The 26,606-nt window shown below is 71.8% G+C and carries 26 protein-coding genes and 1 tRNA gene; 20 read left to right on the plus strand and 7 right to left on the minus strand.

Features of this window, described 5'->3' with window-relative positions; genetic code table 11:
• Nucleotides 1–14: 14 nt before the first annotated feature.
• A complete protein-coding gene (locus VFJ94_RS14790) occupies nucleotides 15–773 on the plus strand; it encodes a dienelactone hydrolase family protein (protein ID WP_325004990.1) in 759 nt (252 codons plus the stop codon).
• 36 nt (nucleotides 774–809) lie between these two features.
• Here the strand turns inward: VFJ94_RS14790 and VFJ94_RS14795 are convergent, their stop codons facing one another.
• Together VFJ94_RS14795 and VFJ94_RS14800 are read right to left on the minus strand one after the other, a co-directional pair.
• The gene (locus VFJ94_RS14795; protein ID WP_325004991.1) at nucleotides 810–1,412 is read right to left on the minus strand and encodes a DinB family protein; all 603 of its coding nucleotides are present in this window, start codon (nucleotides 1,410–1,412) and stop codon (nucleotides 810–812) included.
• A gap of 45 nt (nucleotides 1,413–1,457) precedes the next feature.
• The gene (locus tag VFJ94_RS14800) at nucleotides 1,458–2,018 is read right to left on the minus strand and encodes a DinB family protein (RefSeq protein WP_325004992.1); all 561 of its coding nucleotides are present in this window, start codon (nucleotides 2,016–2,018) and stop codon (nucleotides 1,458–1,460) included.
• Between the two features lie 61 nt (nucleotides 2,019–2,079).
• Here VFJ94_RS14800 and VFJ94_RS14805 point away from each other — a divergent pair, with 61 nt between their 5' ends.
• The 9 genes from VFJ94_RS14805 to VFJ94_RS14845 all read left to right on the plus strand — a co-directional run bounded on the left by VFJ94_RS14805 (nucleotide 2,080) and on the right by VFJ94_RS14845 (nucleotide 12,260).
• On the plus strand, nucleotides 2,080–3,036 hold the full coding sequence (locus VFJ94_RS14805; protein ID WP_325004993.1) for a YafY family protein: 957 nt from the start codon (nucleotides 2,080–2,082) through the stop codon (nucleotides 3,034–3,036).
• Nucleotides 3,033–3,857: a 16S rRNA (cytidine(1402)-2'-O)-methyltransferase gene (gene rsmI, locus VFJ94_RS14810; protein ID WP_325004994.1), complete on the plus strand. Its 825-nt coding sequence runs from the start codon at nucleotides 3,033–3,035 to the stop codon at nucleotides 3,855–3,857. Before VFJ94_RS14805 ends, rsmI begins: the two co-directional genes overlap by 4 nt.
• 97 nt (nucleotides 3,858–3,954) lie before the next feature.
• The gene (locus VFJ94_RS14815) at nucleotides 3,955–4,383 is read left to right on the plus strand and encodes an OsmC family protein (RefSeq protein WP_325004995.1); all 429 of its coding nucleotides are present in this window, start codon (nucleotides 3,955–3,957) and stop codon (nucleotides 4,381–4,383) included.
• 80 nt (nucleotides 4,384–4,463) lie between these two features.
• Complete coding sequence (gene metG, locus VFJ94_RS14820; protein WP_325004996.1) at nucleotides 4,464–6,281, plus strand: methionine--tRNA ligase; 1,818 nt, start codon at nucleotides 4,464–4,466, stop codon at nucleotides 6,279–6,281.
• A complete protein-coding gene (locus VFJ94_RS14825; RefSeq protein ID WP_325004997.1) occupies nucleotides 6,278–7,135 on the plus strand; it encodes a TatD family hydrolase in 858 nt (285 codons plus the stop codon). Before metG ends, VFJ94_RS14825 begins: the two co-directional genes overlap by 4 nt.
• Before the next feature lie 166 nt (nucleotides 7,136–7,301).
• Nucleotides 7,302–8,459 carry a transglycosylase family protein gene (locus VFJ94_RS14830; protein ID WP_325004998.1) on the plus strand — a complete coding sequence of 386 codons (1,158 nt, stop codon included), beginning with the start codon at nucleotides 7,302–7,304 and terminating at the stop codon, nucleotides 8,457–8,459.
• Nucleotides 8,460–8,577: 118 nt separating this feature from the next.
• The gene (gene rsmA, locus VFJ94_RS14835; protein WP_325004999.1) at nucleotides 8,578–9,456 is read left to right on the plus strand and encodes a 16S rRNA (adenine(1518)-N(6)/adenine(1519)-N(6))-dimethyltransferase RsmA; all 879 of its coding nucleotides are present in this window, start codon (nucleotides 8,578–8,580) and stop codon (nucleotides 9,454–9,456) included.
• 9 nt (nucleotides 9,457–9,465) lie between these two features.
• A complete protein-coding gene (locus VFJ94_RS14840) occupies nucleotides 9,466–10,398 on the plus strand; it encodes a 4-(cytidine 5'-diphospho)-2-C-methyl-D-erythritol kinase (protein ID WP_325005000.1) in 933 nt (310 codons plus the stop codon).
• Between the two features lie 41 nt (nucleotides 10,399–10,439).
• A complete protein-coding gene (locus VFJ94_RS14845) occupies nucleotides 10,440–12,260 on the plus strand; it encodes an ABC-F family ATP-binding cassette domain-containing protein (RefSeq protein WP_325005001.1) in 1,821 nt (606 codons plus the stop codon).
• A 31-nt stretch (nucleotides 12,261–12,291) separates the two neighbouring features.
• Here the strand turns inward: VFJ94_RS14845 and VFJ94_RS14850 are convergent, their stop codons facing one another.
• The gene (locus tag VFJ94_RS14850) at nucleotides 12,292–12,807 is read right to left on the minus strand and encodes a MarR family winged helix-turn-helix transcriptional regulator (protein WP_325005002.1); all 516 of its coding nucleotides are present in this window, start codon (nucleotides 12,805–12,807) and stop codon (nucleotides 12,292–12,294) included.
• Nucleotides 12,808–12,863: 56 nt separating this feature from the next.
• On the opposite strand from VFJ94_RS14850, the gene VFJ94_RS14855 reads away from it, so the two are divergent.
• Nucleotides 12,864–13,682 (plus strand): methyltransferase domain-containing protein, encoded by an 819-nt coding sequence (locus tag VFJ94_RS14855; RefSeq protein WP_325005003.1) that lies wholly within the window; start codon nucleotides 12,864–12,866, stop codon nucleotides 13,680–13,682.
• A 38-nt stretch (nucleotides 13,683–13,720) separates the two neighbouring features.
• On the opposite strand, the gene VFJ94_RS14860 is transcribed toward VFJ94_RS14855, so the two are convergent.
• On the minus strand, nucleotides 13,721–14,329 hold the full coding sequence (locus VFJ94_RS14860) for a TetR/AcrR family transcriptional regulator (protein ID WP_325005004.1): 609 nt from the start codon (nucleotides 14,327–14,329) through the stop codon (nucleotides 13,721–13,723).
• 134 nt (nucleotides 14,330–14,463) lie between these two features.
• Here VFJ94_RS14860 and VFJ94_RS14865 point away from each other — a divergent pair.
• Nucleotides 14,464–14,542, plus strand: a tRNA-Gln gene (locus tag VFJ94_RS14865).
• Nucleotides 14,543–14,944: 402 nt separating this feature from the next.
• Here the strand turns inward: VFJ94_RS14865 and VFJ94_RS14870 are convergent.
• On the minus strand, nucleotides 14,945–16,111 hold the full coding sequence (locus VFJ94_RS14870; protein ID WP_325005005.1) for a serine hydrolase: 1,167 nt from the start codon (nucleotides 16,109–16,111) through the stop codon (nucleotides 14,945–14,947).
• Nucleotides 16,112–16,495: 384 nt separating this feature from the next.
• Here VFJ94_RS14870 and VFJ94_RS14875 point away from each other — a divergent pair, with 384 nt between their 5' ends.
• From VFJ94_RS14875 to VFJ94_RS14885, 3 genes are all read left to right on the plus strand, one after another.
• Nucleotides 16,496–16,945 carry a hypothetical protein gene (locus VFJ94_RS14875; protein ID WP_325005006.1) on the plus strand — a complete coding sequence of 150 codons (450 nt, stop codon included), beginning with the start codon at nucleotides 16,496–16,498 and terminating at the stop codon, nucleotides 16,943–16,945.
• Nucleotides 16,946–17,147: 202 nt separating this feature from the next.
• Nucleotides 17,148–18,656 (plus strand): bifunctional UDP-N-acetylglucosamine diphosphorylase/glucosamine-1-phosphate N-acetyltransferase GlmU, encoded by a 1,509-nt coding sequence (gene glmU / locus VFJ94_RS14880; RefSeq protein WP_325005007.1) that lies wholly within the window; start codon nucleotides 17,148–17,150, stop codon nucleotides 18,654–18,656.
• On the plus strand, nucleotides 18,653–19,633 hold the full coding sequence (locus VFJ94_RS14885) for a ribose-phosphate diphosphokinase (RefSeq protein WP_325005008.1): 981 nt from the start codon (nucleotides 18,653–18,655) through the stop codon (nucleotides 19,631–19,633). Before glmU ends, VFJ94_RS14885 begins: the two co-directional genes overlap by 4 nt.
• A gap of 4 nt (nucleotides 19,634–19,637) precedes the next feature.
• On the opposite strand, the gene VFJ94_RS14890 is transcribed toward VFJ94_RS14885, so the two are convergent.
• Nucleotides 19,638–20,492: an endonuclease/exonuclease/phosphatase family protein gene (locus VFJ94_RS14890; RefSeq protein ID WP_325005009.1), complete on the minus strand. Its 855-nt coding sequence runs from the start codon at nucleotides 20,490–20,492 to the stop codon at nucleotides 19,638–19,640.
• Nucleotides 20,493–20,785: 293 nt separating this feature from the next.
• Between VFJ94_RS14890 and VFJ94_RS14895 the strand changes: the two genes are divergently transcribed.
• The 5 genes from VFJ94_RS14895 to cysN all read left to right on the plus strand — a co-directional run bounded on the left by VFJ94_RS14895 (nucleotide 20,786) and on the right by cysN (nucleotide 25,267).
• Nucleotides 20,786–21,448 (plus strand): 50S ribosomal protein L25/general stress protein Ctc, encoded by a 663-nt coding sequence (locus VFJ94_RS14895; protein ID WP_325005010.1) that lies wholly within the window; start codon nucleotides 20,786–20,788, stop codon nucleotides 21,446–21,448.
• 26 nt (nucleotides 21,449–21,474) lie between these two features.
• Nucleotides 21,475–22,089 carry an aminoacyl-tRNA hydrolase gene (pth, locus tag VFJ94_RS14900; RefSeq protein WP_325005011.1) on the plus strand — a complete coding sequence of 205 codons (615 nt, stop codon included), beginning with the start codon at nucleotides 21,475–21,477 and terminating at the stop codon, nucleotides 22,087–22,089.
• Nucleotides 22,090–22,299: 210 nt separating this feature from the next.
• Nucleotides 22,300–23,103 (plus strand): 3'(2'),5'-bisphosphate nucleotidase CysQ, encoded by an 804-nt coding sequence (locus VFJ94_RS14905; RefSeq protein ID WP_325005012.1) that lies wholly within the window; start codon nucleotides 22,300–22,302, stop codon nucleotides 23,101–23,103.
• 65 nt (nucleotides 23,104–23,168) lie between these two features.
• Entirely contained in the window at nucleotides 23,169–24,014 is an 846-nt protein-coding gene (gene cysD / locus VFJ94_RS14910; protein WP_325005015.1) for a sulfate adenylyltransferase subunit CysD, read from the plus strand.
• Nucleotides 24,014–25,267, plus strand: a complete 1,254-nt coding sequence (cysN, locus tag VFJ94_RS14915; protein WP_325005013.1) for a sulfate adenylyltransferase subunit CysN — start codon at nucleotides 24,014–24,016, stop codon at nucleotides 25,265–25,267. The genes cysD and cysN overlap by 1 nt, the downstream gene beginning before the upstream one ends.
• Before the next feature lie 314 nt (nucleotides 25,268–25,581).
• On the opposite strand, the gene VFJ94_RS14920 is transcribed toward cysN, so the two are convergent.
• On the minus strand, nucleotides 25,582–26,606 hold a 1,025-nt coding region (locus VFJ94_RS14920; protein WP_325005014.1), incomplete at its 5' end, for a lipopolysaccharide biosynthesis protein.

Below are 26,606 nucleotides of genomic sequence, written 5' to 3' on the forward strand. Positions count from 1 at the left end.
CTAGGGTGCTCGTCATGGTGGACGAGCACGCCACCGAGAGCCAGCTGCGGCGGTGGTCGCGCGGGACGCACGCCGCGGGCCCGACGATCTATCCGACCTACCGCCGCGGCGCGGGCCCGGGGGTCGTCGTCATCCACGAGAGTCCCGGCCTCACGCCGGAGGTCATCGCCTTCGCCGACGAGGTCGTCGCCGAGGGTTTCACCGTCGTGCTGCCACACCTCTTCGGCAGCTCCCACGCACCGCCCCGGACGTGGGAGGGGGCCTGGGTCATTCCCCGCCTGTGCGTCTCCCGGGAGTTCACCATGCTGGCGACCGGGCGCACCGCGCCGCTCGCGGGGTGGCTGCGCAGCCTCGCTCGCGAGCTGCACGCGGAGCTGGGCGGACCGGGCGTCGGGGCCGTCGGGATGTGCGTGACGGGCGGGTTCGCCCTCGCCATGATGGTCGACCCGTCGGTGGTGGCGCCCGTGGTCGCGCAGCCGGCGGTCCCGCTGCCGATCGGGCGCCGGCGTGCCGCGGACCTCAACCTCTCGCCCGACGACCTTGCCGCGGTCCGGCGGCGGGTGGCCGGCGGCTGCCCGGTGCTCGGCCTGCGCTACCGCGACGACTGGGTGACGGGGACGCGGTTCGAGACGCTGCGGCGCGAGCTCGGCGACGGCTTCCTCCGCGTGGAGCTGCCCGGCCTCGGCCACTCGACACTCACCGACCACCGGCATCCCGAGGCCGTCGCGCGCGTCCTCGCCTTCTTCCGGGAGCGCCTCAAGCCGGGGAGGTGAGGGCTTGCACCCGTGGGCTTGACCCCCGACCCCGGTTCACGTCCGGGCGCCCGCCCGCCAGGGGCGCAGCCACGGCGTCTCCGGCCAGCCCTCGCGCCCGGCGACGAGCTCGTACATCGTCGCGCCGTCGATCGACTCGCGCACGATGTCGGCGTGGCCGGCGTGGCGCGCGTGCTCCTCGATGAGGTGCAGGACGACCCACCGCACGGACCACGACTCGACGTCTCGGGGGAACCAGGGCGCGTCTCGGGGCACCGGCACGGGCGCGTCGAGGTCGGCCGTGCGCAGCACCTCGCGCGTCGCGGCGCCCACCTCGTCGAGTGCCTGCAGCAGGCTGGCGAGCGTGTCCTCGTCAGTGAGGAGGAAGTCGCCGCCGTATGCCGCCGCGCGCTGCTCCCGCGATCCGCCGTCGGCTGGGGAGTGGCCGGGAGCGGCCGTGATGCGACCGACCCACGCCCACTCGGTGTGCGCGACATGCTTGAGGAGGCCGCCCATCGTGAGCGCACCCGCCGTCGGGGCGAGTCGGAGCTGCTCCTCGGTGAGACCGTATGCCGCCGAGGCGAACGCGTCGCGCTGCTGGTCGAGGAAGGCGATGAGGCCGTCTCGCTCGTCGACGACGGGGGAGACAAGTGCGGGCACGGGACTCTCCTTCTCGTGGGTCGGGCTGGGGGTGCGGGCCTGGGCTCAGCGGTGGTGGTGCGCGTAGAGGTCGCGCAGCAGGGCCACCTCGGCGCCGTGGTGGATCACCTCTCGGTTGATGTGCAGGACGAGCTCTGCGCGGGAGTGCTCCGACCACTGGCCCTCGGCGGGCCCGCACGGCTCGAGCAGGGCCTCGTCGTCCCAGCCCCGCACGCCGGCGCGCCACCCGGCATACGCCTCGTCGAGCTGGGCGAGGGCGGCACCGGCGGTGGGCGCGTAGTCGAAGGTCAGGTAGTCCGCCGGCGGGCCCCCGAAGTGGTGCTGCGTCCGGGTGCCGAGCACGCCGACGACGACGTGCGCGAGGCGCCAGGCGATGGTCGTCACGGGTGCGGGCTGCGGCTCGGGGAAGGCGAAGTCGATGGTCGTCGCGCCGGAGCCGCCCTGCAGCTCGGTGCGGCCCTCGCCTCGGGGATGGACGGTCCAGGCGCCGGGCACGGGCTCCCAGAGGTACTCGTCGTCGCTCAGCCCGTCGAGTCGGGGGCGCAGCTGCGCGGTCCAGTGCCAGTCCAGCTGCTCGGTGAGGAATCGGCTCCACGTCGTCGTCATGGGACGAGCGTCGCAGCCAACTAGGACAGGATGTGTCCGCAGTGGCGGCCACACTGGGGGAATGGCGGAGACGACGGCACGGGTGCTGCGGCTGCTGGACCTGCTCCAGTCGCGGCCCGTCTGGAGCGGCACCGAGCTGGGCGCGCGGCTCGGCGTGACGACCCGCAGCGTGCGACGCGACGTCGAGCGGCTCCGGGAGCTCGGCTATCCCGTCAACGCGACCCAGGGCGCCGGCGGCGGCTACCAGCTCGGCGCTGGGCGCCGGCTCCCTCCGCTGCTGCTCGACGACGACGAGGCGGTCGCCATCGCCGTCTGCCTGCGCGTCGCGGCGGGCGGCACGGTCGAAGGGGTCGGCGAGGCGGCCGTGCGCACCCTCGCCAAGCTCGACCAAGTGCTGCCAGGCCGGCTGCGGGGTCAGGTCGAGGCCATCCACGCCGCGACGGTGACCCTTGACCACCCCGGTCCTGTCGTGGACGCCCGGGCCCTGCTCCTGCTGGCCCGCGCGGTCCGGGGCCTCGAGCGCGTCACCTTCACCTACACGGGCGTGACCGGGCCACCGTCCCTGCGCCGTGTCGAGCCCTACCGGCTCGTCGCCACCGGGCGACGGTGGTATCTCCTCGCCTTCGACCTCGACCGCGACGACTGGCGCACCTTCCGCCTCGACCGGCTCACGGACGCCGCGGCAACGGGATGGCGGTTCGCACCGCGCGAGGCGCCGGACGCCGCCGACTACGTCCGCCGGGCGATCAGCCAGTCCGCCTACGACCACGTCGCCAGGGTCCGCATCGAGGCACCGGAACCGGTTGTGGCGCAACGCATTCCGCCCTCGGTGGGCACCGTCACCGCAGACGGGCCCCGTCGCTGCCTGCTCGAGGCCGGTGGGAGCGACCTCGACGCCATGGCGATGCACCTGGGTGCACTGCCGTGGGAGCTGACCGTGCTCGATCCACCCGAGCTGCGCGAGGCGATGGGTCGACAGGCGGACCGGCTCGCGCGCGCTGCGAGGATGAGGCCATGACCGCCGGAGTCCTCGTCCTCGCCGCCACCCCGATCGGCGACCCCCGGGACGCCGCCCCCCGGCTCGCGCAGGAGCTGTCCGACGCCGATGTCATTGCGGCAGAGGACACGCGGCGACTTCGTCGCCTCCTCGGAGAGCTGGCCGTTTCGCCCCGCGGCACCGTGGTGAGCTACCACGAGCACAACGAGGCCCGCCGCACCCCGGAACTGGTCGACCGCCTCCTCGCCGGCGACCGCGTCGTCGTCGTCACGGATGCCGGTATGCCGTCGGTCTCCGACCCGGGCTACCGGCTCGTCGCCGCCGCGGTGGAGGCGCACGTGCGCGTGACGTGCGTGCCGGGGCCGAGCGCGGTCCTCATGGCGCTTGCCGTCTCGGGGCTGCCGGTCGACCGCTTCTGCTTCGACGGCTTCCTGCCGCGCCGGCCGGGCGAGCGGGCCCGGGTCCTCGCGGACGACGTGGCCGAGCGGCGCACCATGGTCTTCTTCGAGGCGCCGCACCGCCTCGTCGACACCCTGCGGGCCATGCGGGAGGCGTTCGGCGGCGACCGCCGGGGCGCCGTGTGCCGCGAGCTCACCAAGACTTACGAGGAGGTCCGGCGGGGCACGCTCGACGAGCTCATCGGATGGGCCGAGGTGGGCGTCAAGGGGGAGATCACCATCGTCGTGGCGGGGGCGAACCGGCAGGTCGGGTCCGTCGAGGACGCGCTGGGCGGCATACGGCAGCGGGTGGCCGCCGGTGAGCGGCTCAAGGACGTCTGCGCCGACGTCGCCGCGCGCACCGGGCTGTCCAAGAAGGCCCTCTACGACGCCACGGTGGGTTAGCGATCGGCCCGCGTGGTCGGGGGTTGCGGCCGGTCCCGAGGGGGGTAAGGCTGTCTGCGCACGGCACGAACAGGTCCACATCCGAAGGAGCACACACATGGCCACCACCCGCAACGCCTCCGCCCACTGGGAGGGCTCGCTCATGGAGGGCGCCGGGCGCGTCACCCTCGACTCGTCGGGGCTCGGCACCTTCGAGGTCACGTGGCCCGCCCGCACGGAGGCGCCCAACGGCAAGACCAGCCCGGAGGAGCTCATCGCCGCCGCGCACTCGACGTGCTTCTCCATGGCGCTCTCGCACGGTCTCGCCCAGGCCGGGACGCCGGCGACGTCCATCGACACGTCCGCCGCGGTGACCTTCAAGCCGGGCACGGGCATCACCGGCATCGCGCTGACCGTGACCGGCGCCGTCCCCGGCATGACCGCCGAGGACTTCCAGAAGGCCGCCGAGGACGCCAAGGCCGGGTGCCCGGTGAGCCAGGCGCTCAAGGCCGTGCCGATCACTCTGGAGGCCCACTTCACCGAGTGACCTGACGCCACCGCCGCCGCCCCCGGGCCCCGCGTTGCCGGCGCCCGGGGGCGGCGCCGCTCCGCCCTAGGATGGCGCGCATGAGCAAAGTCCTGTCAGCGGTCGCCTGGCCCTACACCAACGGGCCGCGCCACATCGGCCACGTGGCCGGGTTCGGTGTCCCGTCCGACGTGTTCAGCCGCTACATGCGGATGGCCGGCCACGACGTGCTCATGGTCTCCGGCACCGACGAGCACGGCACGCCGATCCTCGTCCTGGCCGAGAAGGAGGGCGTCTCGCCGCGGGAGGTCGCGGACCGCTACAACCGCGTCATCGCCACCGACCTGGCCGACCTCGGCCTCTCCTACGACCTCTTCACGCGGACGACGACCGGGAACCACTATGCCGTCGCGCAGGAGCTCTTCACCGTCTGCCACGCCAACGGCTACATGATCGAGGAGACGACCCGCGGGGCGATCAGCCCGTCGACGGGCCGCACGCTGCCGGACCGCTACATCGAGGGCACCTGCCCCATCTGCGGCTACCCCGAGGCCCGCGGCGACCAGTGCGACAACTGCGGCAACCAGCTCGACCCCACGGAGCTCATCGACCCGCGCAGCAAGATCGACGGCGAGACGCCGGAGTTCGTGCTGACCCAGCACTTCTTCCTCGACCTGCCCGCGCTCGCCGGTGCGCTGGGGGAGTGGCTCGACGGGCGCGAGGCCACCGGCACGTGGCGCCCCAACGTCATCAAGTTCAGCAAGAACCTCCTCGAGGACGTCCGGCCCCGGGCGATGACGCGAGACATCGACTGGGGCATCCCTGTGCCCCTCGACGGCTGGCGCGACAACCCGCACAAGCGGCTCTACGTGTGGTTCGACGCCGTCGTCGGCTACCTCTCGGCCTCGATCGAATGGGCCCGGCGCCTCGGCGAGCCGGAGCGCTGGCGCGAGTGGTGGAACGACACCGCGGCGGTGTCGTACTACTTCCAGGGCAAGGACAACATCACCTTCCACTCCCAGATCTGGCCCGCCGAGCTGCTCGCGTATGCCGGTCGGGGGGACAAGGGCGGCACCGCCGGAGGCTACGGCGAGCTCAACCTGCCCACCGAGGTCGTGGCGAGCGAGTTCATGACCATGGAGGGCAAGCAGTTCTCGACGAGCCGCGGCCACGTCATCTACGTCCGGGAGGTCCTCGACCGCTACGGCCCCGACCCGCTGCGCTACTTCATCTGCGCTGCGGGTCCGGAGAGCCAGGACAGCGACTTCACGTGGGCCGAGTTCGTCCAGCGCAACAACTCCGAGCTCGTCGGGGGGTGGGGCAACCTCGTCAACCGCACCGCGTCGATGATCGCCAAGAGCTTCGGGGAGATCCCGGCGGCCGGTGCCTTGGAGCCCGTCGACGAAGCTCTGCTCGACACGGTGCGCGGCGCCTTCGACACCGTCGGCGAGCTCATCGAGCGGCAGCGCGTCAAGCAGGCGATCGGCGAGGTGATGCGCGTCGTCGGCGAGGCGAACAAGTACGTCTCCGACACGGAACCCTTCCGCCTCAAGGGCGCTCATGAGCGCGAGCGCCTCGCCACGGTGCTCCACGTGCTCGCGCAGGCCGTCACCGACATCAACACGCTCACCGCGCCCTTCCTGCCGCACGGCGCCAACCGGGTCCACTCGGTGCTCGGGGGCACCGGCCAGCTCGTGCCCATGCCGCGGCTCGACGAGGTGACCGACCTCGACACCGGCGTGCCCTACCCCGTCATCACCGGCGAGTACTCCAGCTCGCCGCGGTGGGAGTCCCGACCCGTCGTGCCCGGCACGCGCATCGACAAGCCGACCCTCGTCTTCACGAAGTTCGACCCGTCCGTCGTCGAGGACGAGGTCAACCGCATGCGTGGCGAGGTGGCGCAGGGCGAGGGCGAATGAGCCCGCCGGACAACGGTCGTCGGGGTCTTCCCGACACGGCCCCCGACCCGCTGCCGATCGACGTGGTCGACAACCATGTCCACCTCGACCTGGCCCGTGAGGACGAGGAGCCCCTCGCCGTGGCGGACGCGCTCAAGCGGGCGGCTTCCGTCGGTGTCACACGGCTGGTCCAGGTCGGCTGTGACCTCGACGGCATCGGCTTCACGGTGGACGCCGTCGAGAGGCATCCCGAGCTTCTCGGCGCGGTTGCCTTGCACCCCAACGAGATTCCCCGTCTCGCCGCGGCTGGCCGGCTCGACGAGGCGTATGCCGTCGTCGCCGGGGCGGTGGCCCACGAGCGCGTCCGCGCCGTCGGCGAGACGGGGCTCGACTACTTCAGGACCGGGCCCGACGGCATACCGGTGCAGCAGGAGGCCTTCCGCTGGCACATCGACCTGGCCAAGCGTGTCGGCGCGGCGCTGCAGGTGCACGACCGCGACGCGCACGACGACGTCCTGCGGATCCTCGCCGAGGAGGGAGCGCCGGAGCGCACGGTGCTGCACTGCTACTCCGGGGACCTCGCCATGGCGCGGGAGTGCGTCGAGCGCGGCTACTACCTGTCCTTCGCCGGCACGGTGACCTTCAAGAACGCCCGCCGGCTGCGCGACGCGCTCGCCGTCGTGCCGCTCGAGCAGGTGCTCGTCGAGACGGACGCGCCCTACCTGGCGCCCACGCCGCACCGGGGCGCGACGAACGCCTCCTACCTCGTGCCGTTCACGGTCCGCACGATGGCCGGCATCCTCGGCGTCGACGTGCCGGCCCTGTGCCGGGCGGTGTCCGGCAACGCCGAGCGCGTCTACGGCTCGTGGTCGTGACCGCGCGACACGCCGGTCCGTGACCAGAGTGAGGCCCTACCGTTACCGAAATTTGACCTTTCGGGCCGTGATCCGGGAGGCTGGGTGACCGTTGGCCGGTTGCCGCCCCGCATCGAGGGTCTCGAGAGCGCGCAGCACCCGGATTTCGCCCTGACCCCGGAGTGCCGTGATCTCTCGCAAGACTGCCGTCCTGTCCGCCGCCGGCGCCGCCCTCGTCTTCACGAGTGGTGGTGCCCTTGCCGCCTCCCTCGACAAGTCCGTCAACCTCTCCGTTGACGGCGCGTCGAGCTCGCACCACGTCTTCGCCCGCACCGTCGGCGACCTGCTGTCCGCCCAGGGCATCGCCGTGTCGGGCGCCGACGTCGTCGTCCCCGACCCCAGCGCCCCCCTGCACGACGGCGACACCGTCACCGTCAAGTACGCCCGCACCGTCACCGTCACCATCGACGGCAAGACCCGGACGATCACGACGACCGAGACCAACGTCGACGGCGCCCTGCTCGCCCTCGGGCTGCACGGCGGCGACGACCGGCTCTCCGTGTCCCGGTCCCAGACGATCGGCCGGCAGGGCCTGAGCCTCACCGTGACCACGCCCAAGGACATCACCGTCGTCGTGGCGGGCAAGCCGGCCAAGCACACGATCACCGCCGCGACGGTGTCGGAGGCCCTGGCGCAGCTGCGCGTCCAGGTCGGCCCCGCCGACAAGGTGGCGCCGGCCCCGGCCGCAGCCCTCGCCGACGGCACGACGATCGTGGTGCAGCACGTGACGACCAAGGACGCCGCCGTCGCCCAGGCGATCCCCTTCACGACCGTGCGCAAGCAGTCGGCCGACCTCTACGCGGGCGAGACGAAGGTGGCCACGCCCGGTGCCACGGGGAGCCGCACCGTCACCGTGCGACAGACCGTCGTCGACGGCAAGGTCGTCTCCAGCACCGCGGTCGCAGCCACGGTGACCCGGCCCGCCGTCAACCAGGTCGTCCTCGTGGGCACCAGGCAGCGCCCGGCCCCCACGCCGGCTCCTGTGCGCACGTCGTCGAGCCGCACCACGTCGCCCGCGCCCGCCCCGACGAACGGCGGCGGACTCAACCTCGCCCGTGCGTCGATGTGGGACCGGGTGGCGTCCTGCGAGTCGGGCAACAACTGGCACATCAACACGGGCAACGGCTACTACGGCGGCCTGCAGTTCTCGGTCAGCACGTGGCTCGGCTACGGCGGCGGCCAGTTCGCCCCTCGCGCCGACCTCGCGACGCGGGAGCAGCAGATCACGGTGGCCAACCGCGCGTATGCCGACAACGGCCTGTCGCAGTGGAGCTGCAAGGCCTGACCGACCTCGGTGCCGTGGCACCGCCGCAGCACGTATGCCGCCCGGCTCACCCCCAGCCGGGCGGCATACGCCGTCTTCGGGCTCGGGGACACCCACCCGCGCGCCATAGGGTGACCCCGTGAGCACCGATCCCGAGCCCGGCACCGGCGCGCTCCTCGGGCCCGCCCAGATCCGTGAGCTTGCTGCCCGGCTCGACGTGCGTCCGACGAAGCAGTGGGGGCAGAACTTCGTCGTCGACGCCAACACGGTGCGCCGGATCGTCCGCCTCGCGGGTGTCGGCGCCCGCGACGTCGTCGTCGAGGTCGGCCCGGGCCTCGGGTCGCTCACCCTCGCGCTGCTGCCCGTGGTGCGCCGCGTCACCGCGGTCGAGGTCGACCCGCGGCTCGCCGGGGCCCTCGAGGACACGGTCCGCTGGTTCCAGCCGGAGCACCTCGACAGGCTGCGGGTCGTCGCCGCCGACGCGCTCACGCTGACGTCGTTGCCGGGCCCGCGGCCCACCGCGCTCGTGGCGAACCTGCCCTACAACATCTCGGTCCCGGTCGTGCTCTCCTTCCTCGAGCACTTCCCGTCCCTGGAACGCGTGCTCGTCATGGTGCAGCTCGAGGTCGCCGAACGGCTCGCCGCTGCGCCGGGCAGCAAGACCTACGGGGTGCCGAGCCTCAAGGCGGCCTGGTATGCCGACGTCGAGCTCGCCGGCAAGGTGGCGCGGACCGTCTTCTGGCCGGTGCCCAACGTCGACTCGGGCCTGGTGTCCCTCGTCCGCAGGGAGCCGCCCGAGACGTCGGCTCCCCGCGAGGAGGTCTTCCGGTGCATCGACGCGGCGTTCCTGCAGCGGCGCAAGTCCCTGCGGGCGGCGCTCGCGCCGTGGGCCGGATCGCCGGCCGCCGCGGAGGCGGCGCTCGTGGCGGCCGGCGTCGACCCACGGGCCCGGGGCGAGCAGCTCGACGTCGCGGCCTTCGCCCGCATCGCGGCGGCCCGTCCAGCGGGGAAACCATAGGGTGACGGCATGACGATCGCCCCGACGCCGCAGGCCGTGACGGTGCGTGCGCCGGCGAAGGTCAACCTCGAGCTGCGGGTCGGCGGCCGGCGCCCGGACGGCTACCACGAGCTCGCGACGGTCTTCCAGGCCGTGTCGCTGCACGACGAGGTCTCGGTGAGCCGGTCGGCGCAGTGGCAGGTCGACGTCGGCGGCCCGTATGCCGGGCTCGTGCCCACCGGGGCGGACAACCTCGCCGTGCGGGCGGCACGGCTGCTCGCGGAGCGCTTCCATGTGGACGAGCCGGTGTCCATCCGGATCGACAAGGACATCCCGGTCGCCGGCGGCATGGCCGGCGGTTCGGCGGACGCAGCCGCCGCCCTGCTCGCCTGTGACCAGCTGTGGGGCCTCGGACTTGGCCGCGACGAGCTCGCAGACCTCGCCGCCGAGCTCGGCAGCGACGTGCCGTTCCCCCTCCTCGGTGGCAATGCGATGGGCTCGGGCCGCGGCGAGCAGCTGGCCCCGGTCCTCGCGCGCGGCAGCTTCCACTGGGTCCTCGCCGTGAGCGACACCGGCCTCGCCACGCCCGAGGTCTTCGCCGAGTTCGACCGCCTCCACCTCGGGCACACCCCGCGCGCACCTGAGGTGAGCGGTGAGCTCATGGCCGCGCTGCGCAAGGGTGACCCCACGGCGCTCGGCCGGGCCCTGCACAACGACCTGGAGCCGGCGGCCTTCGGGCTGCGCCCCGAGCTGCGCACGCTGCGCGACGCCGGGGTCGAGTTCGGCGCGCTCGGCGGCGTCGTGTCGGGGTCGGGGCCGACCGTCGCGTTCCTCACCGCGAGCCACGAGGCCGCGCTCGACCTCTCCGTGTCGCTGGCCGCGTCGGACGTCTGCCGCAACATCCGGCGCGCGAAGGGCCCGGTCCACGGCGCCTCCGTCGTGGCGGGGCCTCGTGTCGAGTGAGGGTGGTCGAGTGAGGGTGGTCGAGTGAAGGTGCACGACTGATGGCCAACCTCGTCTCGCTGGAGCGGGTCTCGCTCGTCTTCGGCACGACGTCGGTGCTCGACGACGTGTCGATCGGCGTCCTCACCGGCGACCGCATCGGCGTCGTCGGGCGCAACGGCGGCGGCAAGTCCACGCTGCTGCGGGTCGTCGCCGGCCTGCAGGAGCCGGACTCGGGCCGCCTGTCGAAGCAGGGCGGCGTCGACGGCATACGGATCGGGATGCTCGCCCAGGACGACGCCCTCGACCCCGCGTGGACGGTGCGGGAGGCGGTGCTCGGCGACCGGCCCGAGCATGTCTGGGCCGGGGACCCCCGGGTCCGGGACGTGCTCGACGGGCTGCTCGGTGGCATCGGCGCGGAGGGGATGGGCGGCCTCGACAGTCCCGTCGGGCCGAAGTCCGGGGGCGAACGGCGCCGGCTCGCCCTCGCGCGGCTGCTCGTCGACGACCCCGAGCTGCTCCTGCTCGACGAGCCCACCAACCACCTCGACGTCGAGGGCGTCGCCTGGCTCGCGGAGCACCTCGCGGCGAAGCGGCCGAGGCCGGGCAACGCAACGGTCGCGATCACCCACGACCGGTGGTTCCTCGACGCCTACGCCACGATGACCTGGGAGGTGCAGGACGGGCACGTGTCGGCCTTCGAGGGCGGCTACGCGGCATACGTCCTCGCCAAGGCCGAGCGCGACCGCCTCGCCGGGGTCGTCGCGGACCGGCGCGCCAACCTCCTGCGCAAGGAGCTGGCCTGGCTGCGCCGGGGCGCGCCGGCGCGCACCAGCAAGCCGAAGTTCCGCATCGACGCGGCCAACGTGCTCATCGCCGACGAGCCGCCGCCGCGCAACGGCGTCGAGCTCGTGTCCTTCGCCACCCGCCGGCTCGGCAAGGACGTGCTCGACCTCGAGGACGCCACCGTGGTGCTCGGCGACCGCACGATCCTCGACCGTGTGACGTGGCGGCTCGCCCCGGGCGAGCGGGTCGGGCTCGTCGGCGTCAACGGTGCCGGGAAGTCGACGCTCCTACGGGCCCTGACGGGGGAGGTCGCGCTCACGAGCGGCCGCCGCAAGGTCGGCAAGACCGTCGTCATCGCCCATCTCACGCAGGAGGTGCGCGAGCTCGAGCGCTTCGAGCAGTGGCGGGTCATCGAGGCCGTCGAGGAGGTCCGGCAGTGGACGACGTTGGGGGGCAAGGAGATCAGCGCCGGTCAGCTGGCGACGCGGCTCGGCTTCCCGGGAGGGCGCCAGCAGTCTCGGGTGGGTGACCTCTCGGGTGGCGAGCGCCGGCGCCTGCAGCTGCTGCGGCTGCTCCTCGCCGAGCCCAACGTGCTCATCCTCGACGAGCCGACCAACGACCTCGACATCGAGACGCTGACCTCCCTCGAGGACGTCCTCGACGGCTGGGCGGGGACCCTCATCGTCGTCTCGCACGACCGCTACCTCCTCGAGCGGGTCTGTGACCACGAGCTGGCCCTCCTGGGGGACGGCCGCCTGCGTGACCTGCCCGGCGGGGTGGAGGACTACCTGCGCCTGCGGGCCGCGGGCCGTGCCCTCGCGCCGGGCTCCGCCGGCTCCAGCTCCGGCGGCTCGGGCGGCATACCCGGATCGACCGCAGGACCGGCGCAGATCCGAGAGGCGCGCAAGTCCATGGCCCGCATCGAGAAGCAGCTGACCCGGCTGGCCGAGCGCGAGGAGCGGCTGCACGCCGAGATGGTCGTCCAGGCGACCGACCCGGTGGCCCTGGCCGACCTCACCGCGAAACTGCAGGCCGTCACGGCCGAGCGCGACGAGCTCGAGGTGCAGTGGCTCGAGGCGGCCGACGTCGCGGGCTGAGCCACGCCGTCTTCGTGGGCTCTTCATGGGCTCAGCCGTCGTGCGACTCCAGGGGCGCGAGCATCTGGCGCAGGAGGGCGGCGAGGCGCCGCTGGTCACTGGTCGGCAGGTCGTTGAGCAGCGTCTTCTCCTGCTCGAGGAGGTCCGCCATGGCGGCGTCGACGACGTCGCGGCCGGCGGTCGTGAGCCGCACGAGCACGCCGCGCCGGTCGGCCGGATCGGGTCGGCGAGCCACGTAGCCGCTGCGCTCCAGCCGGTCGACCCGGTTGGTCATCGTGCCGGAGGACACCAGCGTCTGTTGGACGAGCTGGCCGGGGGAGAGCTCGTAGGGCTCGCCCGCGCGGCGGAGCGCGGACAGCACGTCGAAGGCCCAGCTGTCCAGCTGGTGCTCCGAGAAGGCGGAGCCGCGGGCGAGGTCGAGGCGGCGCGCGAGTCGCGAGACCCGGGAGAGCACCTCGAGCGGCGTAACGTCGAGGTCGGGCCGCTCGCGGCGCCAGGCGGCCACGATCGCGTCGACGTCGTCGACGGGACGCGGTTCGGGTCTCATGGCACAACCTTAGGTCGCATCAAGACTCTCGACGTCGAAGGAAAGGACTGCTCGGCATGGTTCACCAGCGCTCGGGGGCGCCGGCGTGGGACCCCGGACAGTACGCGCTCTTCCGCGAGCACCGGCGACGGCCCTTCGACGACCTCCTCGCCCGCGTCGGGGCCGAGGACCCACGCATGGTCGTCGACCTCGGCTGCGGCCCCGGCGACCTCACGCTGGAGCTCGCCCGCCGCTGGCCCCGGGCTCGCGTCGTCGGCATCGACAGCTCGCCGGCGATGCTGGAGCGGGCGCGCGCGGCCGACCCGGACCGCCGCGTGGAGTGGGTGCTGCAGTCGGTGGAGGACTGGGACCCGGTCGCTGCTCCGCCGGTGGACGTCCTCGTGACGAACGCCACCCTCCAGTGGGTGCCGACCCACCTGCGGCTGCTGCCGACCTGGCTCGCCGGCCTCGCGCCGGGCGGCACGTTCGCCATGCAGGTGCCGGCCAACTTCGCTGCCCCCTCGCACCGGTTGATGCGCGAGGTCGCCGCCCGGCATCCGCGCGCGGAGGAGCTGCGCCCGGGCCTGGAGCGCGCGGACGCGGTGGCCCTGCCCCAGACGTATGCCGCCCTCCTCCTCGAGCGGGCCGGCGCGGTCGACGTGTGGCAGACGACGTACCAGCACGTGCTCCCGTCGGGGGAGGGCGCGCGGCACCCCGTGCTGGAGTGGGTGATGGGCACCGGCCTACGGCCCGTGCTCGAGGTGCTCACGGATGGGGCTGAGCGCGACGCCTTCCTCGCCGACTACGGGCGCGAGCTGGAGACGGCATACCCGCGTCGCGCCTTCGGCGTGCTCTTCCCGTTCTCGCGCACCTTCGCCGTCGCCCACCTCCCCTGACCTCCCAGTTGTCTGGGGGGCTGGGTATCGTCCTGGCGCTACCTGGCCCCGCAGTTGTCTGGGAAGGGGGGTGAGGACTCCAGGCCGGCCAGGCCGTTCCACGCGAGGTTGACCAGGTGCGCGGCGACGTCGGCCTTCTTGAAGCCCCGCCGGTCGAGCCACCACTGCCCGGTGAGGGCGACCATGCCGACGAGCATCTGCGCGTAGATCGGCGCCGACTTCGGAGCCAGCCCGCGCTGCTTGAACTCGGCTGCGAGGAGGTGCTCGACCTGCCGGGCCACGTCACCGAGCACGCTCGCGAACGACCCGGTCGCCTGCCCGGGAGGGGAGTCCCGGACCAGGATCCGGAAACCGTCCGGGTCCGCCTCGATGTAGTCGAGCAGGGCGAGGGTGGCGTGCTCGAGCAGCCGGCGGGCGCCCCCACCCTGGTCGAGGGCACCGGTGATGCCGCCGAGCAGGGCCTGGATCTCCCGGTCGACGACGACGGCATACAGCCCCTCCTTGCCGCCGAAGTGCTCGTAGACGACGGGCTTGGACACCTTGGCCTTCGCCGCCACCTCCTCGACGGTCGTCGCCTCGAAGCCCTTCTCGGCGAAGAGCCGCCGGCCCACCGCAAGCAGCTGCTCACGCCGCTGCGAGCCGGTCATCCGGGCTCTTGCGGATGTGGCAGGGCGGGTGGGCTCGGGGCTCATGGAGGTCCATTGTGCCGACCGCCATGCGCGACGGCCGTCGACACCGCCTGCACTACCCTGTGGGAGTCTCGGCGCGGAGCGCGGGGCGATCCCCGGTTGGTCTGCTGGCAGGGCCCGCCTGACTTTGAATCAGGACAAGCGACGTAGGTTCGATTCCTACCCGGGGAGCCCACACTGCAGTTCATCCCCATAGGAGCGGGCCCCGTCAGGAGCGTTCGGGGGTGTCTTGGACCCGCCGAGACCGTTGCTGACATGACTCGAAGGGCGTCGGGGCCGAGGCCCAAGCGAGGCTGGACCGCGTAGCCGCCGAAGGGCCTTGGGACCGGCGCCCAGCGAGTCGACGATGTGGCAGCCCGGGTGGGTCGGGGTCAGTTCGGCCAAGGCGTATGGCGTTCCAGCATCGACCCTGCCGAGCTCATGCATCAGCGTCGACAGCGCGCCGAACGATCCTGGCACGCCTTTGCAAGACCCCGCCGATTGGGGAGCCAAGGCGCCGCAGATCCCCATCCTGTCCCACCGCCTGAGTCACAACGGCGAAATTCATCAACGTTGTGGGGCCCCGGTGTCCCGTCACGGTAGGGCGCCTTGGATCGTGGTCGAGACGATGACCTCATAGAGGTGCCCGTCGACCCTGGGGATGCCTTCGGGGTCCAGCGCGGTGGAGAACACAGCGACCACGGACTTGTCGGGGACGACCTCGACCAGCTGTCCCCCGAAACCGATCGCGGCGTATGCGGGGTGGCCCCCGGCAGTCGTCACCCACCACTGGTAGCCGTACTCCTCGCCGCCGAAGGCCCCGGGCGCCGGAACTTGCCCTGTGGTTGCGGCGTGCACCCATGTCGCAGGGACGACCTGATGGCCCTTCCAGGTGCCGTTGTCAAGGTAGAGCTGCCCTAGTTTGGCCATGTCTTGTGGGCGCATCTTGAGCCAGCCGCCGCCGAAGTTGAACCCCTGGTGGTCCACTGGCCAGGAGAAGGAGGCCTTGTTGTAGGCCGCTTCCGAGGCGGGCACCAGCAGCGGCTGAGTCGCTCCCCGGGTGGCAATCCCCAGCGGCCCGAACAGCTTCTCCACCGCATAGTCCATGACCGGGCGACCGGTCGCTGTGGCCAAGATGGCGGACAGCAGGTGCGAGCTCGCCGAGGAGTACGCGAACGTGCCAGGAGCCTCCACGATCCCCTCGCGCAGTATCCGCTCGACGAACCTGTCGCTCTCCATCCAGGCACCGACGGTGGCGTTCGACTGGTCGGCGTCAAGACCGCCCGTCATGGTGAGCAGCTGTCGCAGCGTGATGCCCGCAACCTTGGTGCTCATCGCCCCGCGGTATTGAGGCAGGAGCTCACCCAAGGTCTGATTGAGCCCTTTCAGCGACCCGTCGGCCAGGGCGATACCGACGAGGGTCCCGACGAAGCTCTTGGTCACCGAGGCGATGTTGCGGCTCTCGTCGGCAGATGCGGATCGATACTCCTCGTGAACCCTTGTCCCGCAGACGTCGATGAGTACAGCCCGTAGGTTGTTCAGGTTGTCTTTGATGGGTTCGAACTGCTGGGTCAGCGCGGCCGTGAGCTTCGCGTCCAGTGCCTTACGATCCGCCTCGGTCGTAGGGCAATGGGAGGAGGTCCTCGCCGCCGAGTCGCGGAGCGGTTCACCCGAGCAGCCCGCCGCGAGCAGAAGCAGCCCTGACGTCAGGGCAACGGCTCCAACGGTTCGCATCCGAGCAGCGCCGCTATCCGCTCCCATAACACCATTCTCGCCTCCGGCGAGAGCACCTGCATACCCCCACCATCGCGCCCACCAAGGCGCCCGCGACGTGCCCCGGCCTTTGCCCGACCCATCGTGCCCGCTTGCGAGCGTTCGAAAATGGTGGACGGTCCGGCATCAGGCTGCTTCGACGACCTCTTTCACGTCCATGGATGGGAAGCGTCCTCGGCTCTGCTGGACGCCGCGCGCAGAGAAGTGGAGGAGGACGCGATGCTCTCCCGGCTCACCGCGGCGTTGGCCTACAGCACCTGGCCGTGGTGAACAGCTGTCGGACCCATGGAACCCCGGCCGTGGCCGGCCCTAGCCTTGGTGGGAAGGGTCGGCATGACACCCTGCCGACGAGTGCTGAAAGGAAGCCCGGGGATGCCCGCGAAGAAGGCAAACACCGAGTCCGAGGGGTTCAGTGCCGAGGAGCGCGCCGCGATGAAGGAGCGCGCGGCCGAGCTGCGCGCCGAGGGCAAGGCCGGCGGCAGGAAGGCCGACGGCCTGCAGGCGGTCCTCGACAGGATCGCGGAGATGGCACCGGAGGACCGGGCGCTCGCCGAGCGGGTGCATGTGACGGTGACGGCGACGGCTCCGGAGCTGTCACCCAAGACGTGGTATGGGATGCCCGCCTACGCCAACGCGGACGGCAAGGTCGTCGTCTTCTTCCAGGACGCGGGCAAGTTCAACTACCGGTACTCGACCCTGGGCTTTCAGGACGCGGCGCACCTCGACGACGGCGACCTGTGGCCGGTGTCCTACGCGCTCCTGAGGTGGAGCCCCGCGGTGGAGCAGCAGGTCGTCGAGCTCGTGAAGGCCGCGATCTCCTGAGCATTGTCGTTCGGCTGCCCACCGCGAGGCCCCCGGCCCCGACACCTGCCCCCGGTGTCCGCGGAGCTCCACGCGCGCGGAACGTCCGGACGACCGCCGACCCAGGGCGCCGACGCGCCCCGAGTAACATGGGCGCGGCGCGTCGCGGCCCCCGGGCGCGCGTGCGGCCGGACAGGTTGTCGACCAGGAGGAGCTGCGACCCGTGAGCGATGTGGGGCCCACCGCCGTGATCGTCCTCGCCGCCGGCGAGGGCACCCGCATGAAGTCCCGCACCCCGAAGGTGCTGCACACGATCGGGGGACGCAGCCTCATCGGGCACGCCATCACCGCGGGGCGTGCGGCGTCGCCCGAGCACCTCGTGGTCGTCGTGCGCCACCAGCGCGACCGCGTCGTGGAGCACATCGTCGAGTTCGACGAGCAGGTCGTCATCGCCGACCAGGACGAGGTCAAGGGCACCGGGCGAGCCGTGGAGTGCGCGCTGAAGCGGCTGCCCGACGACCTGGCGGGCACGGTGCTCGTCACCATGGGCGACGTGCCGCTCCTCACCGGCGAGACGCTGCGCGGCCTCGCGGCCGCCCACGCCGAGTCCGGGAGCGCGGTCACGGTGATCACCGCGTCGGTGACCGACCCCACCGGCTACGGCCGGGTCCTGCGCGACCCGCACGGCCTCGTCGCCGGGATCGTTGAGCACAAGGACGCGACGGCGGAGCAGCGGCTGCTGACGGAGGTCAACTCCGGTCTCTACGCCTTCGACGCCGCCTTCCTGCGGTCGGCCCTCGCCGAGGTGGGCACCGACAACGTCCAGGGCGAGAAGTACCTCACCGACGTCCTCGCCATCGCGCGGGCGCGTGGCCTGCACGTCGGCGCCCACCTCGTCGACGACCTGTGGCAGACAGAGGGCGTCAACGACAAGGTCCAGCTCGCGCGGCTCGGCGCCGAGCTCAACCGCCGCACCGTCGAGCAACTCATGCGGGACGGCGCCATCGTCATCGACCCCGCCACGACGTGGGTGGACGCCGACGTGACGATCGGGCCCGACACCGTCGTGCACCCCGGGACCCAGCTCCTCGGAGCGACGACCATCGGGGCGGACTGCGTCATCGGCCCGGACACCACCCTCAAGGACGTCGAGGTGGCCGACGGCGCCACGGTGGTGCGCACCCAGGCGGAGCTGGCCTCGATCGGCGCCGGGGCCACCGTGGGGCCATTCTCGTACCTCCGGCCCGGCACGCAGCTCGGCGACGGGGGCAAGATCGGCGGCTTCGTCGAGACCAAGAACGCGACCATCGGCAAGGGCGCCAAGGTCCCGCACCTGTCCTACTGCGGAGACGCGACGGTGGGGGAGGGCGCCAACATCGGGGCCGGGACGATCTTCGCCAACTACGACGGCGTCACCAAGGGACGCACCGACATCGGCCCGCACAGCTTCGTCGGCAGCAACTCGGTCATCGTGGCACCGCGGACCATCGGCGCCGGCAGCTACGTCGCCGCCGGCTCGGCCGTGCTCAAGGACGTGCGCCCGGGGCAGCTCGCCGTGACCCGCGCCCAGCAGCGCAACGTCGACGGCTGGGTCGCCCGAAGGCGGGCCGGCACGCCCGCCGCCGCCGCCGCACAGGCCGCACAGACCGCGTCGGCTGCGTCGGCAGCGTCCGACGACTCCGACGCCACTGGTATGCCGCAGGGCCCCGACCCGAAGGACGCCACCGCATGACGGGGATCAACAAGGCGACCGAGAAGCACCTCATGGTCTTCTCGGGCCGCGCCCATCCGCAGCTCGCCCAGGAGGTGGCCGAGCAGCTGGGCACGGAGCTGGTGCCGACATCGGCATACGACTTCGCCAACGGCGAGATCTACGTGCGCTACGAGGAGTCGGTGCGCGGCTCCGACGCCTTCGTCATCCAGAGCCACACCGCTCCGATCAACGAGTGGATCATGGAGCAGCTCATCATGATCGACGCGCTCAAGCGGGCGTCGGCGAAGCGGATCACGGTCGTGCTGCCCTTCTACGGCTACGCCCGCCAGGACAAGAAGCACCGCGGCCGCGAGCCGATCTCCGCCCGGCTCATGGCCGACCTGTTCAAGACCGCCGGCGCCGACCGGCTGATGGCGATCGACCTGCACACCGCCCAGATCCAGGGCTTCTTCGACGGCCCGGTGGACCACCTCATGGCCATGCCGATCCTCGCCGAGTGCGTCCAGGAGAAGTACGGCCACCTGGACCTGGCGGTGGTGTCGCCGGACGCCGGACGGATCAAGGTGGCCGAGGACTGGTCGACCAGGCTCGGTGGCTGCCCGCTGGCCTTCATCCACAAGACCCGCGACATCAACCGGCCCAACCAGGTCGTCGCCAACCGTGTCGTCGGCGAGATCAAGGACCGGGTGTGCATCCTCGTCGACGACATGATCGACACGGCGGGCACGATCACCAAGGCGGCCGACGCCCTCCTCGACCAGGGAGCGAACTCGGTCGTCATCGCGGCCACCCACGCCATCCTGTCCGGTCCCGCGGTCGAGCGGCTCAAGGCGTGCAAGGTCGACGAGGTGCTCGTCACGAACACGCTGCCCATTCCGGAGGACCGCCGCTTCGACAAGCTGACGGTGCTGTCCATCGCCCCGCTCGTCAGCATGGCGATCCGGGAGGTGTTCGAGGACGGCTCGGTCACGAGCCTCTTCGACGGCAGGGCCTGACCGGCTACCGCCAGACCGGCCTCGCGAGCAGCAGGTGGTGGTCGGAGTAGGGTGCGTCGATCGTCTGCGACGTGCCGGGACCGAAGGCGGACCCGGAGGCGAACACGTAGTCGATCTTCGTCGAGCCGCGGGTGGGCGCCCCACACCGGCACGGCAGGCCGCCTCTGGTAGAGCCTCCCTCGACGTAGGCGCCCGTCGCCCCACCGCCGTAGGAGGGGGCGTAGACACGGTCGAAGGAGTCGGAGGCGGGGTAGTCGTTGAGGTCGCCCATGAGCAGTGTCGGTCGGCTGACCAGCCTGGCGAAGGCCACCGTCTCGGCCACCTGACGGTCCCGGACGGCGGCGCGCCGGGGGCCGGGCGAGAGATGCGTCGTGCAGACCTGGGACGCCCGGGCGAGCTGGGTCAGCACGCACAGCACGGCCCGCTTCTGCGCCCCACCGTCCTGGGCGGCGAAGACGTGACGACGGACCGACGCCTGGGTCGTCCGCGTGAGCACGGCATTGCCGTATGCCGTGCCGGCGCACCGGCTGCCGCCGGCCGGGACCGTCGCCATGAAGCTGGCCTGCATCGCGTAGCCGCCGGCCCGCAGCCTGTCGGTGAGCACGCTGAGCTGGTTGCCGCACACCTCGTTGAGGGTGAGCACCCTGGCCTGCCGCGCGATGACCGTGGAGGCGATCCAGCCGACCTTCTGAGCGGGCGTCCCGGAGCAGTCGTTGCCTCCGCACATGTTGAACTGGGCCACGATCGGGCCTGGGGTAAGGGCCCAGGCCGCGGGGGGCGAGGCTGGCCCGGACAGGCCGAGGGCGGCGAGGGCCATGGCCACGGCGAAGGACGCGAAAAGACGACCCACGTGTCGCATGTGCTCTCCTCACGATCGACGAGACCCACTGGTAGCCATCCTGCCGAACCGCGGGCTTCCGCATCGCCGACGCAACCACCCGATCTTGCGGATCTCGTCCGGAGACGGCGGGTGCGTGCCGATTTCTGCCCGTGCTGGTGCTCGGGTAACATCGGACGAGTTGCCTCGGCGAGGGACGGCGCGCGGCCGTCCGTGATCGACGCGGTGGGAGCCCGACTGCCTCCGCACGTCGGTCCTCGTCCGTGCCGCGTCCCGCGTCGAGGCCCACCGTCACCGCATACGAGGAGAGTCCCATGTCCGAGGTCAAGCTCGTCGCCGAGGCCCGCACCCAGTTCGGCAAGGGTGCCGCGCGCAAGATCCGCCGCGACCACAAGATCCCCGCGGTCATCTACGGCCATGGCACCCAGCCGGTCCACGTCGCCCTCCCCGGCCACGAGACGATGATGGCCCTCAAGACCGCCAACGCGCTGCTCGACATCCAGCTCGACGGCACGAGCCAGCTCGTCCTCGCCAAGGACGTCCAGCGCGACCCGATCAAGCCAGTCATCGAGCACATCGACCTTGTCGTCGTCCGGCGCGGCGAGAAGGTCGTCGTCGACGTCGCCGTCCACGTCGAGGGCGAGGCCGCAGCCGAGACCGTCGTCACGGTCGACTCGCAGACGCTCCAGCTGTCGGCCGAGGCGACGCACATTCCCGAGCACGTCGTCGTCTCGGTGGAGGGCGTCGAGGCCGGCACCCAGATCAAGGCCGGCGACCTGACGCTGCCCGAGGGCACGCTGCTCGTCACCGACCCCGAGACGCTCGTCGTCAACGTCACCGCGCAGATCTCCGAGGGCGCCCTCGAGGCCGAGCTCGCCGAGGCCGAGGCCGAGGCCGGCATCGAGCACGACGAGCCGGAGGCAGCCCCGGCGGAGGCCGAGGCCGCTGCTCCTGCCGCGGACGCCGAGCAGGCCTGAGCCACAGTCACACTCGCTTCCCCACCATGGACCCCTGGCTGGTTGTCGGGCTCGGCAACCCGGGCCCGGAGTATGCCGGCAACCGGCACAACGTGGGCGCCATGGTGATCGACGAGCTCGCCACCCGCGACGCCTCAGGCGTCGCGGGTGGCCGTGCGTCGTTCAAGACCCACAAGGCGCGCGCGCGAGTCGCCGAGGTCCGTCTCGGGACCGGACCAGGCGGCGCGCCGGGGCCCAAGGCGGTCCTCGCGGTCCCGAGCACCTACATGAACGTCTCCGGTGCGCCGGTCGCCGCCCTTCTGAGGTTCTGGTCGATCCCCGTGGAGCGGCTGGTGGTCATCCACGACGAGCTCGACATCGACGCCGGCGCCGTCCGGCTGAAGCGAGGTGGAGGCGAGGGCGGCCACAACGGCCTCCGGTCCATCTCCGCTGCCGTCGGGACGAGGGACTACCTGCGCGTGCGCGTCGGCATCGGCCGGCCGCCGGGACGGATGGACCCGGCGGCATACGTGCTCAAGGACTTCTCGAGGGCCGAGCGAGAGACCTTGCCCTTCCTGCTCGCCGACGCGGCTGACGCGACCTTCGCCCTCATCGAGGTCGGCCTGGAGGCCGCGCAGCAGCGCTTCCACGCCCCACGCTGAACCGAACTTTGGGCCCATATCGCCCTTTTCGTGGATTCTGCCAACGGGGCCGCCGCGCCCCCGTAGCATGAACACAAGCAACGGCCGGAGGCACCGATGGAGTCGCCCGCAGGCCGTACATGTGTCGCGAAACCGCTTGGAGCATAAGGGGATTGGTTAATCCGCCCCGGTGCTCCAGGCATGCGCGACTTGGGGGAGTAAGTGGGGGCTATGACTACTGTTGACGTGATGGGCCGCGCCGCGGAGGCGGTGGAGTCGCTCAGCGACCACGCCTTGGCGCGGCTGCTGGCCGACTCGGCCGGTGAGGTCCTGCTGGGGCTTCGCGCGGAGTCGGGCGACCTCGCCCCGCGCCAGCTCAAGGACGAGGGGGACCGGAGGTCGCAGGCGCACCTCGCGGCGGGCCTCGGTCGCTACCGACCCGGCGACGCGGTGCTGAGTGAAGAGGCTGGGGACGACCCGGCCCGCCTCGAGGCCGACCGGGTGTGGATCATCGACCCGCTCGACGGGACAAGGGAGTTCTCCGAAGTTCCCCGCGAGGACTGGGCGGTGCACGTCGCCCTCTGGGAGGGCGGTGACCTCGTCGCGGGTGCCGTCGCCAGGCCGGCGATGGGCTCGACCCTCGCCACCGATGCGCCGCCCACCGCGCCGGAGCCGGTCACGGGGCCGATCCGGCTCGCGGTGAGCCGCACCCGGCCGCCGGAGTTCGTCGAGCGGCTCGCGGCTCGCCTCGGCGCCGAGCTCGTGCCCATGGGATCGGCAGGGGTCAAGGCCACGGCCGTGCTCGACGGCGTCGTGGACGCCTACGTGCACGCCGGTGGCCAGTATGAATGGGACTCGGCGGCGCCTGTCGCCGTCGCCCGCAGCGCGGGGCTGCACACGAGCCGGATCGACGGGTCGGTCCTGCGGTACAACCGCCGCGACCCGCTGCTGCCCGACCTGCTCATCTGCCGCCCGGAGCTCGCGGACCAGCTGCTGGCAGCCATCGAGGAACTCACCAAGGGGGAAGCGCAGTGAAGACCGAGTCACCCGACTACCAGCTGAGCCAGCTGAGGGTCCTCGAGGCGGAGGCCATCCACATCATGCGGGAGGTGGTCGCCGAGTTCGAGCGGCCGGTCCTGCTCTTCTCCGGAGGCAAGGACTCCATCGTCATGCTCCGGTTGGCGCAGAAGGCCTTCCACCCGGCGCGCATCCCGTTCCCCGTCATGCACGTGGACACCGGGCACAACTTCGACGAGGTGCTGGCCTTCCGGGACCGCAGGGTGAGCCAGCTCTCCGTGCAGCTCATCGTCGCAAGCGTGCAGGAGGCCCTCGACAACGGCAGCGTCGTGGCGCCACGTGACGGCACGCGCAACCGGATCCAGACGCCGGTCCTGCTCGATGCGCTGGAGAAGCATGCCTTCACCGCCATCTTCGGCGGCGCCCGACGCGACGAGGACAAGGCGCGGGCCAAGGAGCGGATCTTCTCCTTCCGTGACGAGTTCGGTCAGTGGGACCCGAAGAACCAGCGCCCCGAGCTGTGGACGCTGTTCAACGGCCGGATCAACTCGGGGGAGAGCATCCGCGTCTTCCCGCTGTCCAACTGGACCGAGCTCGACATCTGGCACTACATCAAGGAGGAGCAGATCGAGCTGCCCTCGATCTACTTCGCGCACGAGCGGGAGTGCTTCGAGCGCGACGGCATGGTCTACGCCGTCCACGAGTTCAAGCAGCCCCGGCCGGGCGAGGAGGTCTTCACCGAGCGCGTGCGCTACCGCACCGTCGGAGACGCGAGCCTGACCGCCGCGGTGCGTTCGGACGCCGACACCGTCGAGAAGGTCATCGACGAGGTCGCGTCGACCAGGGTCACGGAGCGCGGAGCCACGCGCGGTGACGACAAGTTCAGCGAGGCTTCGATGGAAGATCGCAAGCGTGAGGGGTACTTCTGATGGACATTCTGCGCTTCGCCACCGCCGGCTCGGTCGATGACGGCAAGAGCACCCTGATCGGCCGTCTCCTCTACGACACCAAGTCGGCCTTCTCCGACCAGATCGACGCGGTCGAGAAGGTCAGCCGTGAGCGGGGGGACGAGCACGTCAACCTCGCGCTGCTGACCGACGGCCTGCGCGCCGAGCGGGAGCAGGGCATCACCATCGACGTGGCCTACCGCTACTTCGCGACGCCCAAGCGGAAGTTCATCATCGCCGACACGCCCGGCCACGTGCAGTACACCCGCAACATGGTCACCGGGGCCTCCACGGCTGACCTCGCGCTCGTCCTCGTGGACGCGCGCAAGGGCATCGTCGAGCAGAGCCGGCGGCACGCGTTCCTCGCCACCCTGCTGCAGGTGCCGCACCTCGTCCTCTGCGTCAACAAGATGGACCTGGTGGACTACTCCCAGGAGGTCTACCAGGAGATTCACGACGAGTTCACCGCGTTCGCAGCCAAGCTGCGGGTCCCGGACCTCACGACGATCCCGGTCTCCGCGCTGGGCGGCGACAACGTCGTCACGCGCTCGGACAACATGCCGTGGTACGACGGGCCGAGCCTGCTGCACCACCTCGAGAACGTCCACGTCGCGAGCGACCGCAACCTCATCGACGTGCGGTTCCCCGTGCAGTACGTCATCCGTCCCCAGTCCGACGACTGGCACGACTACCGGGGGTATGCCGGGACCGTGGCCGGTGGGTCCATCCGCAAGGGCGACGATGTCATGGTGCTGCCCTCGGGGTTCACGAGCAAGGTGAAGGCGGTCGAGACGGCAGACGGCGAGGTGCCCGAGGCCTTTCCGCCCATGTCGGTCACGCTCCGGCTCGAGGATGACATCGACGTGTCCCGCGGCGACATGATCTGCCGGCCGCACAACCGGCCGCACGTCGCGCAGGACGTCGACGCGATGATCTGCTGGATGGACGAGTCGGCCGGCCTGCGCGTCGGCGGGAAGTATGCGATCAAGCACACGACGCGGACGGCTCGCACGATCGTCAAGGACCTCAGCTACCGGCTCGACGTCAACTCGCTGCACCGGGACGAGGACGCATCCTCGCTGGGACTCAATGACATCGGTCGAGTCCGGCTTCGCACGACGGTGCCGCTGCTCTGCGACGACTACAGCCGCAACCGCGCCACCGGTGGCTTCATCCTCATCGACGAGGCGACCAACAAGACGGTCGCCGCGGGCATGATCACCGACGCGGCCTGAGGATCGGCAGCGAGCGAGCCCTCGCAGCGGCCCCCACCCGTGCGCCCCTGGCGCCGGGCGAGGAGGGCCGGTGCGGGGGCTCGCTCGCGTGGTCGCCTGATCCGGCTTCGCCGACGCGAGGCGTTGGCCCTCACCTGGCCGTCGGCATCCGGCGTGCGCAAAGGGCGTCGGTCGGGTGGACGAGGCTGTCCCACTCGACGCGGGGCGAGGGCGCACGGAACTGGCCACTCGACGAGGGGCGAGGGTGCACGGAACTGGCCACTCGACGAGGGGCGAGGGTGCACGGACCTGGCCACTCGACGAGGTCGCCTGCGTCAGCCGCGGTCGCGCCCACCGGGGAACGAGATCAGGGCGCCCAGCTGCAGGGGCTCGCGCAGCGACCACAGGCCGCCGGCGTAGAGCACTACCGCCACGGCGCAGCCCACCACCAGGTCCGGCAGGCCGTCGCCGAGGAGCGCCCGGAACGCCATCGGGATGCCGAGGAACGCGACGAGGTTGAGGGCCACCGTGAGCAGCGTGGCCCGCCCGAAGGGGTGCAGCCTCAAGGCCAAGCGCACCTGTCCGAGGCCGACGACGTTGCGCACGACGATGGCGCTGGCCCACCCGATGGCGGCTCCGAGGACTCCCCACGCCGGGATGAGGAGCAGGTCCAGGCCGAACATGACCGCGGCGGCGAGCACCGCGTTGACCAGGTTCCAGCCGGTGTGTCCCGCCATGACGATCACCGAGTCGACGGTGCCGAAGGCGGTGGAGAGCAGCATGGCGAGGGACAGGACCACCAGGGCGGGTCCCGCGCTGCCGTAGTCAGGACCGAAGATGGCGAGCAGCGGCTCGCGCAGGACGACGAGGAGCAGGAACATCGGCCACGTCAGCGCGACGAACCACGCCGTCGAGGCCTGGTAGATCTCCCGCACCGCGCCCGTGTTCCCGCTCGCCATGCTCGCCGCGATGCGCGGGTCGCTCGCGTTGCCGAGGGCCGTGCCGAGCGTCTGGCCCACGACGACGAACCGGCTGGCCGCCGTGTACACCGCGGCGGCCCCGGCGCCGGCGAGCGCCCCGACGAGGACGATGTCGAGGCGCTGCATGGCCATCTGCAGGATGCTGGTCAGGGCCCGGGCCGAGCTGAAGCGCCAGAAGGCGCGCCCCACCGGCTCCGCGGACCCAACAGCCGGCTCGGGCCCTCCGGGGGCGGGGTCGGGCGGTGCGGCGCCCATCCTCCGGGCGAGCTTGCGCAGCCACCAGACGGCCACCGCGGCACTGGGCAGGTAGACCACCGCCCAGCCCGCACCTGCCCAGGCGAGGGAACCGCCGAGCAGCAGCGCCGCGACGACGAGGAGCA

The sequence above is a fragment of the Intrasporangium sp. genome (assembly GCF_035688975.1).
Classification (GTDB): Bacteria; Actinomycetota; Actinomycetes; order Actinomycetales; family Dermatophilaceae; genus CALMNV01.

Coding starts and splice junctions, on each gene's coding strand:
- VFJ94_RS14790 (WP_325004990.1), top strand. CDS start 15: ATGGTGGACGAGCACGCCACCGAGAGCCAGCTGCGGCGGTGGTCGCGC.
- VFJ94_RS14800 (WP_325004992.1), bottom strand. CDS start 2,018: ATGACGACGACGTGGAGCCGATTCCTCACCGAGCAGCTGGACTGGCAC.
- VFJ94_RS14805 (WP_325004993.1), top strand. CDS start 2,080: ATGGCGGAGACGACGGCACGGGTGCTGCGGCTGCTGGACCTGCTCCAG.
- rsmI (WP_325004994.1), top strand. CDS start 3,033: ATGACCGCCGGAGTCCTCGTCCTCGCCGCCACCCCGATCGGCGACCCC.
- VFJ94_RS14815 (WP_325004995.1), top strand. CDS start 3,955: ATGGCCACCACCCGCAACGCCTCCGCCCACTGGGAGGGCTCGCTCATG.
- metG (WP_325004996.1), top strand. CDS start 4,464: ATGAGCAAAGTCCTGTCAGCGGTCGCCTGGCCCTACACCAACGGGCCG.
- VFJ94_RS14825 (WP_325004997.1), top strand. CDS start 6,278: ATGAGCCCGCCGGACAACGGTCGTCGGGGTCTTCCCGACACGGCCCCC.
- VFJ94_RS14840 (WP_325005000.1), top strand. CDS start 9,466: ATGACGATCGCCCCGACGCCGCAGGCCGTGACGGTGCGTGCGCCGGCG.
- VFJ94_RS14845 (WP_325005001.1), top strand. CDS start 10,440: ATGGCCAACCTCGTCTCGCTGGAGCGGGTCTCGCTCGTCTTCGGCACG.
- VFJ94_RS14850 (WP_325005002.1), bottom strand. CDS start 12,807: ATGAGACCCGAACCGCGTCCCGTCGACGACGTCGACGCGATCGTGGCC.
- VFJ94_RS14855 (WP_325005003.1), top strand. CDS start 12,864: ATGGTTCACCAGCGCTCGGGGGCGCCGGCGTGGGACCCCGGACAGTAC.
- VFJ94_RS14860 (WP_325005004.1), bottom strand. CDS start 14,329: ATGACCGGCTCGCAGCGGCGTGAGCAGCTGCTTGCGGTGGGCCGGCGG.
- VFJ94_RS14870 (WP_325005005.1), bottom strand. CDS start 16,111: ATGGGAGCGGATAGCGGCGCTGCTCGGATGCGAACCGTTGGAGCCGTT.
- VFJ94_RS14875 (WP_325005006.1), top strand. CDS start 16,496: ATGCCCGCGAAGAAGGCAAACACCGAGTCCGAGGGGTTCAGTGCCGAG.
- VFJ94_RS14885 (WP_325005008.1), top strand. CDS start 18,653: ATGACGGGGATCAACAAGGCGACCGAGAAGCACCTCATGGTCTTCTCG.
- VFJ94_RS14890 (WP_325005009.1), bottom strand. CDS start 20,492: ATGCGACACGTGGGTCGTCTTTTCGCGTCCTTCGCCGTGGCCATGGCC.
- VFJ94_RS14895 (WP_325005010.1), top strand. CDS start 20,786: ATGTCCGAGGTCAAGCTCGTCGCCGAGGCCCGCACCCAGTTCGGCAAG.
- pth (WP_325005011.1), top strand. CDS start 21,475: ATGGACCCCTGGCTGGTTGTCGGGCTCGGCAACCCGGGCCCGGAGTAT.
- VFJ94_RS14905 (WP_325005012.1), top strand. CDS start 22,300: ATGACTACTGTTGACGTGATGGGCCGCGCCGCGGAGGCGGTGGAGTCG.
- cysD (WP_325005015.1), top strand. CDS start 23,169: ATGCGGGAGGTGGTCGCCGAGTTCGAGCGGCCGGTCCTGCTCTTCTCC.
- cysN (WP_325005013.1), top strand. CDS start 24,014: ATGGACATTCTGCGCTTCGCCACCGCCGGCTCGGTCGATGACGGCAAG.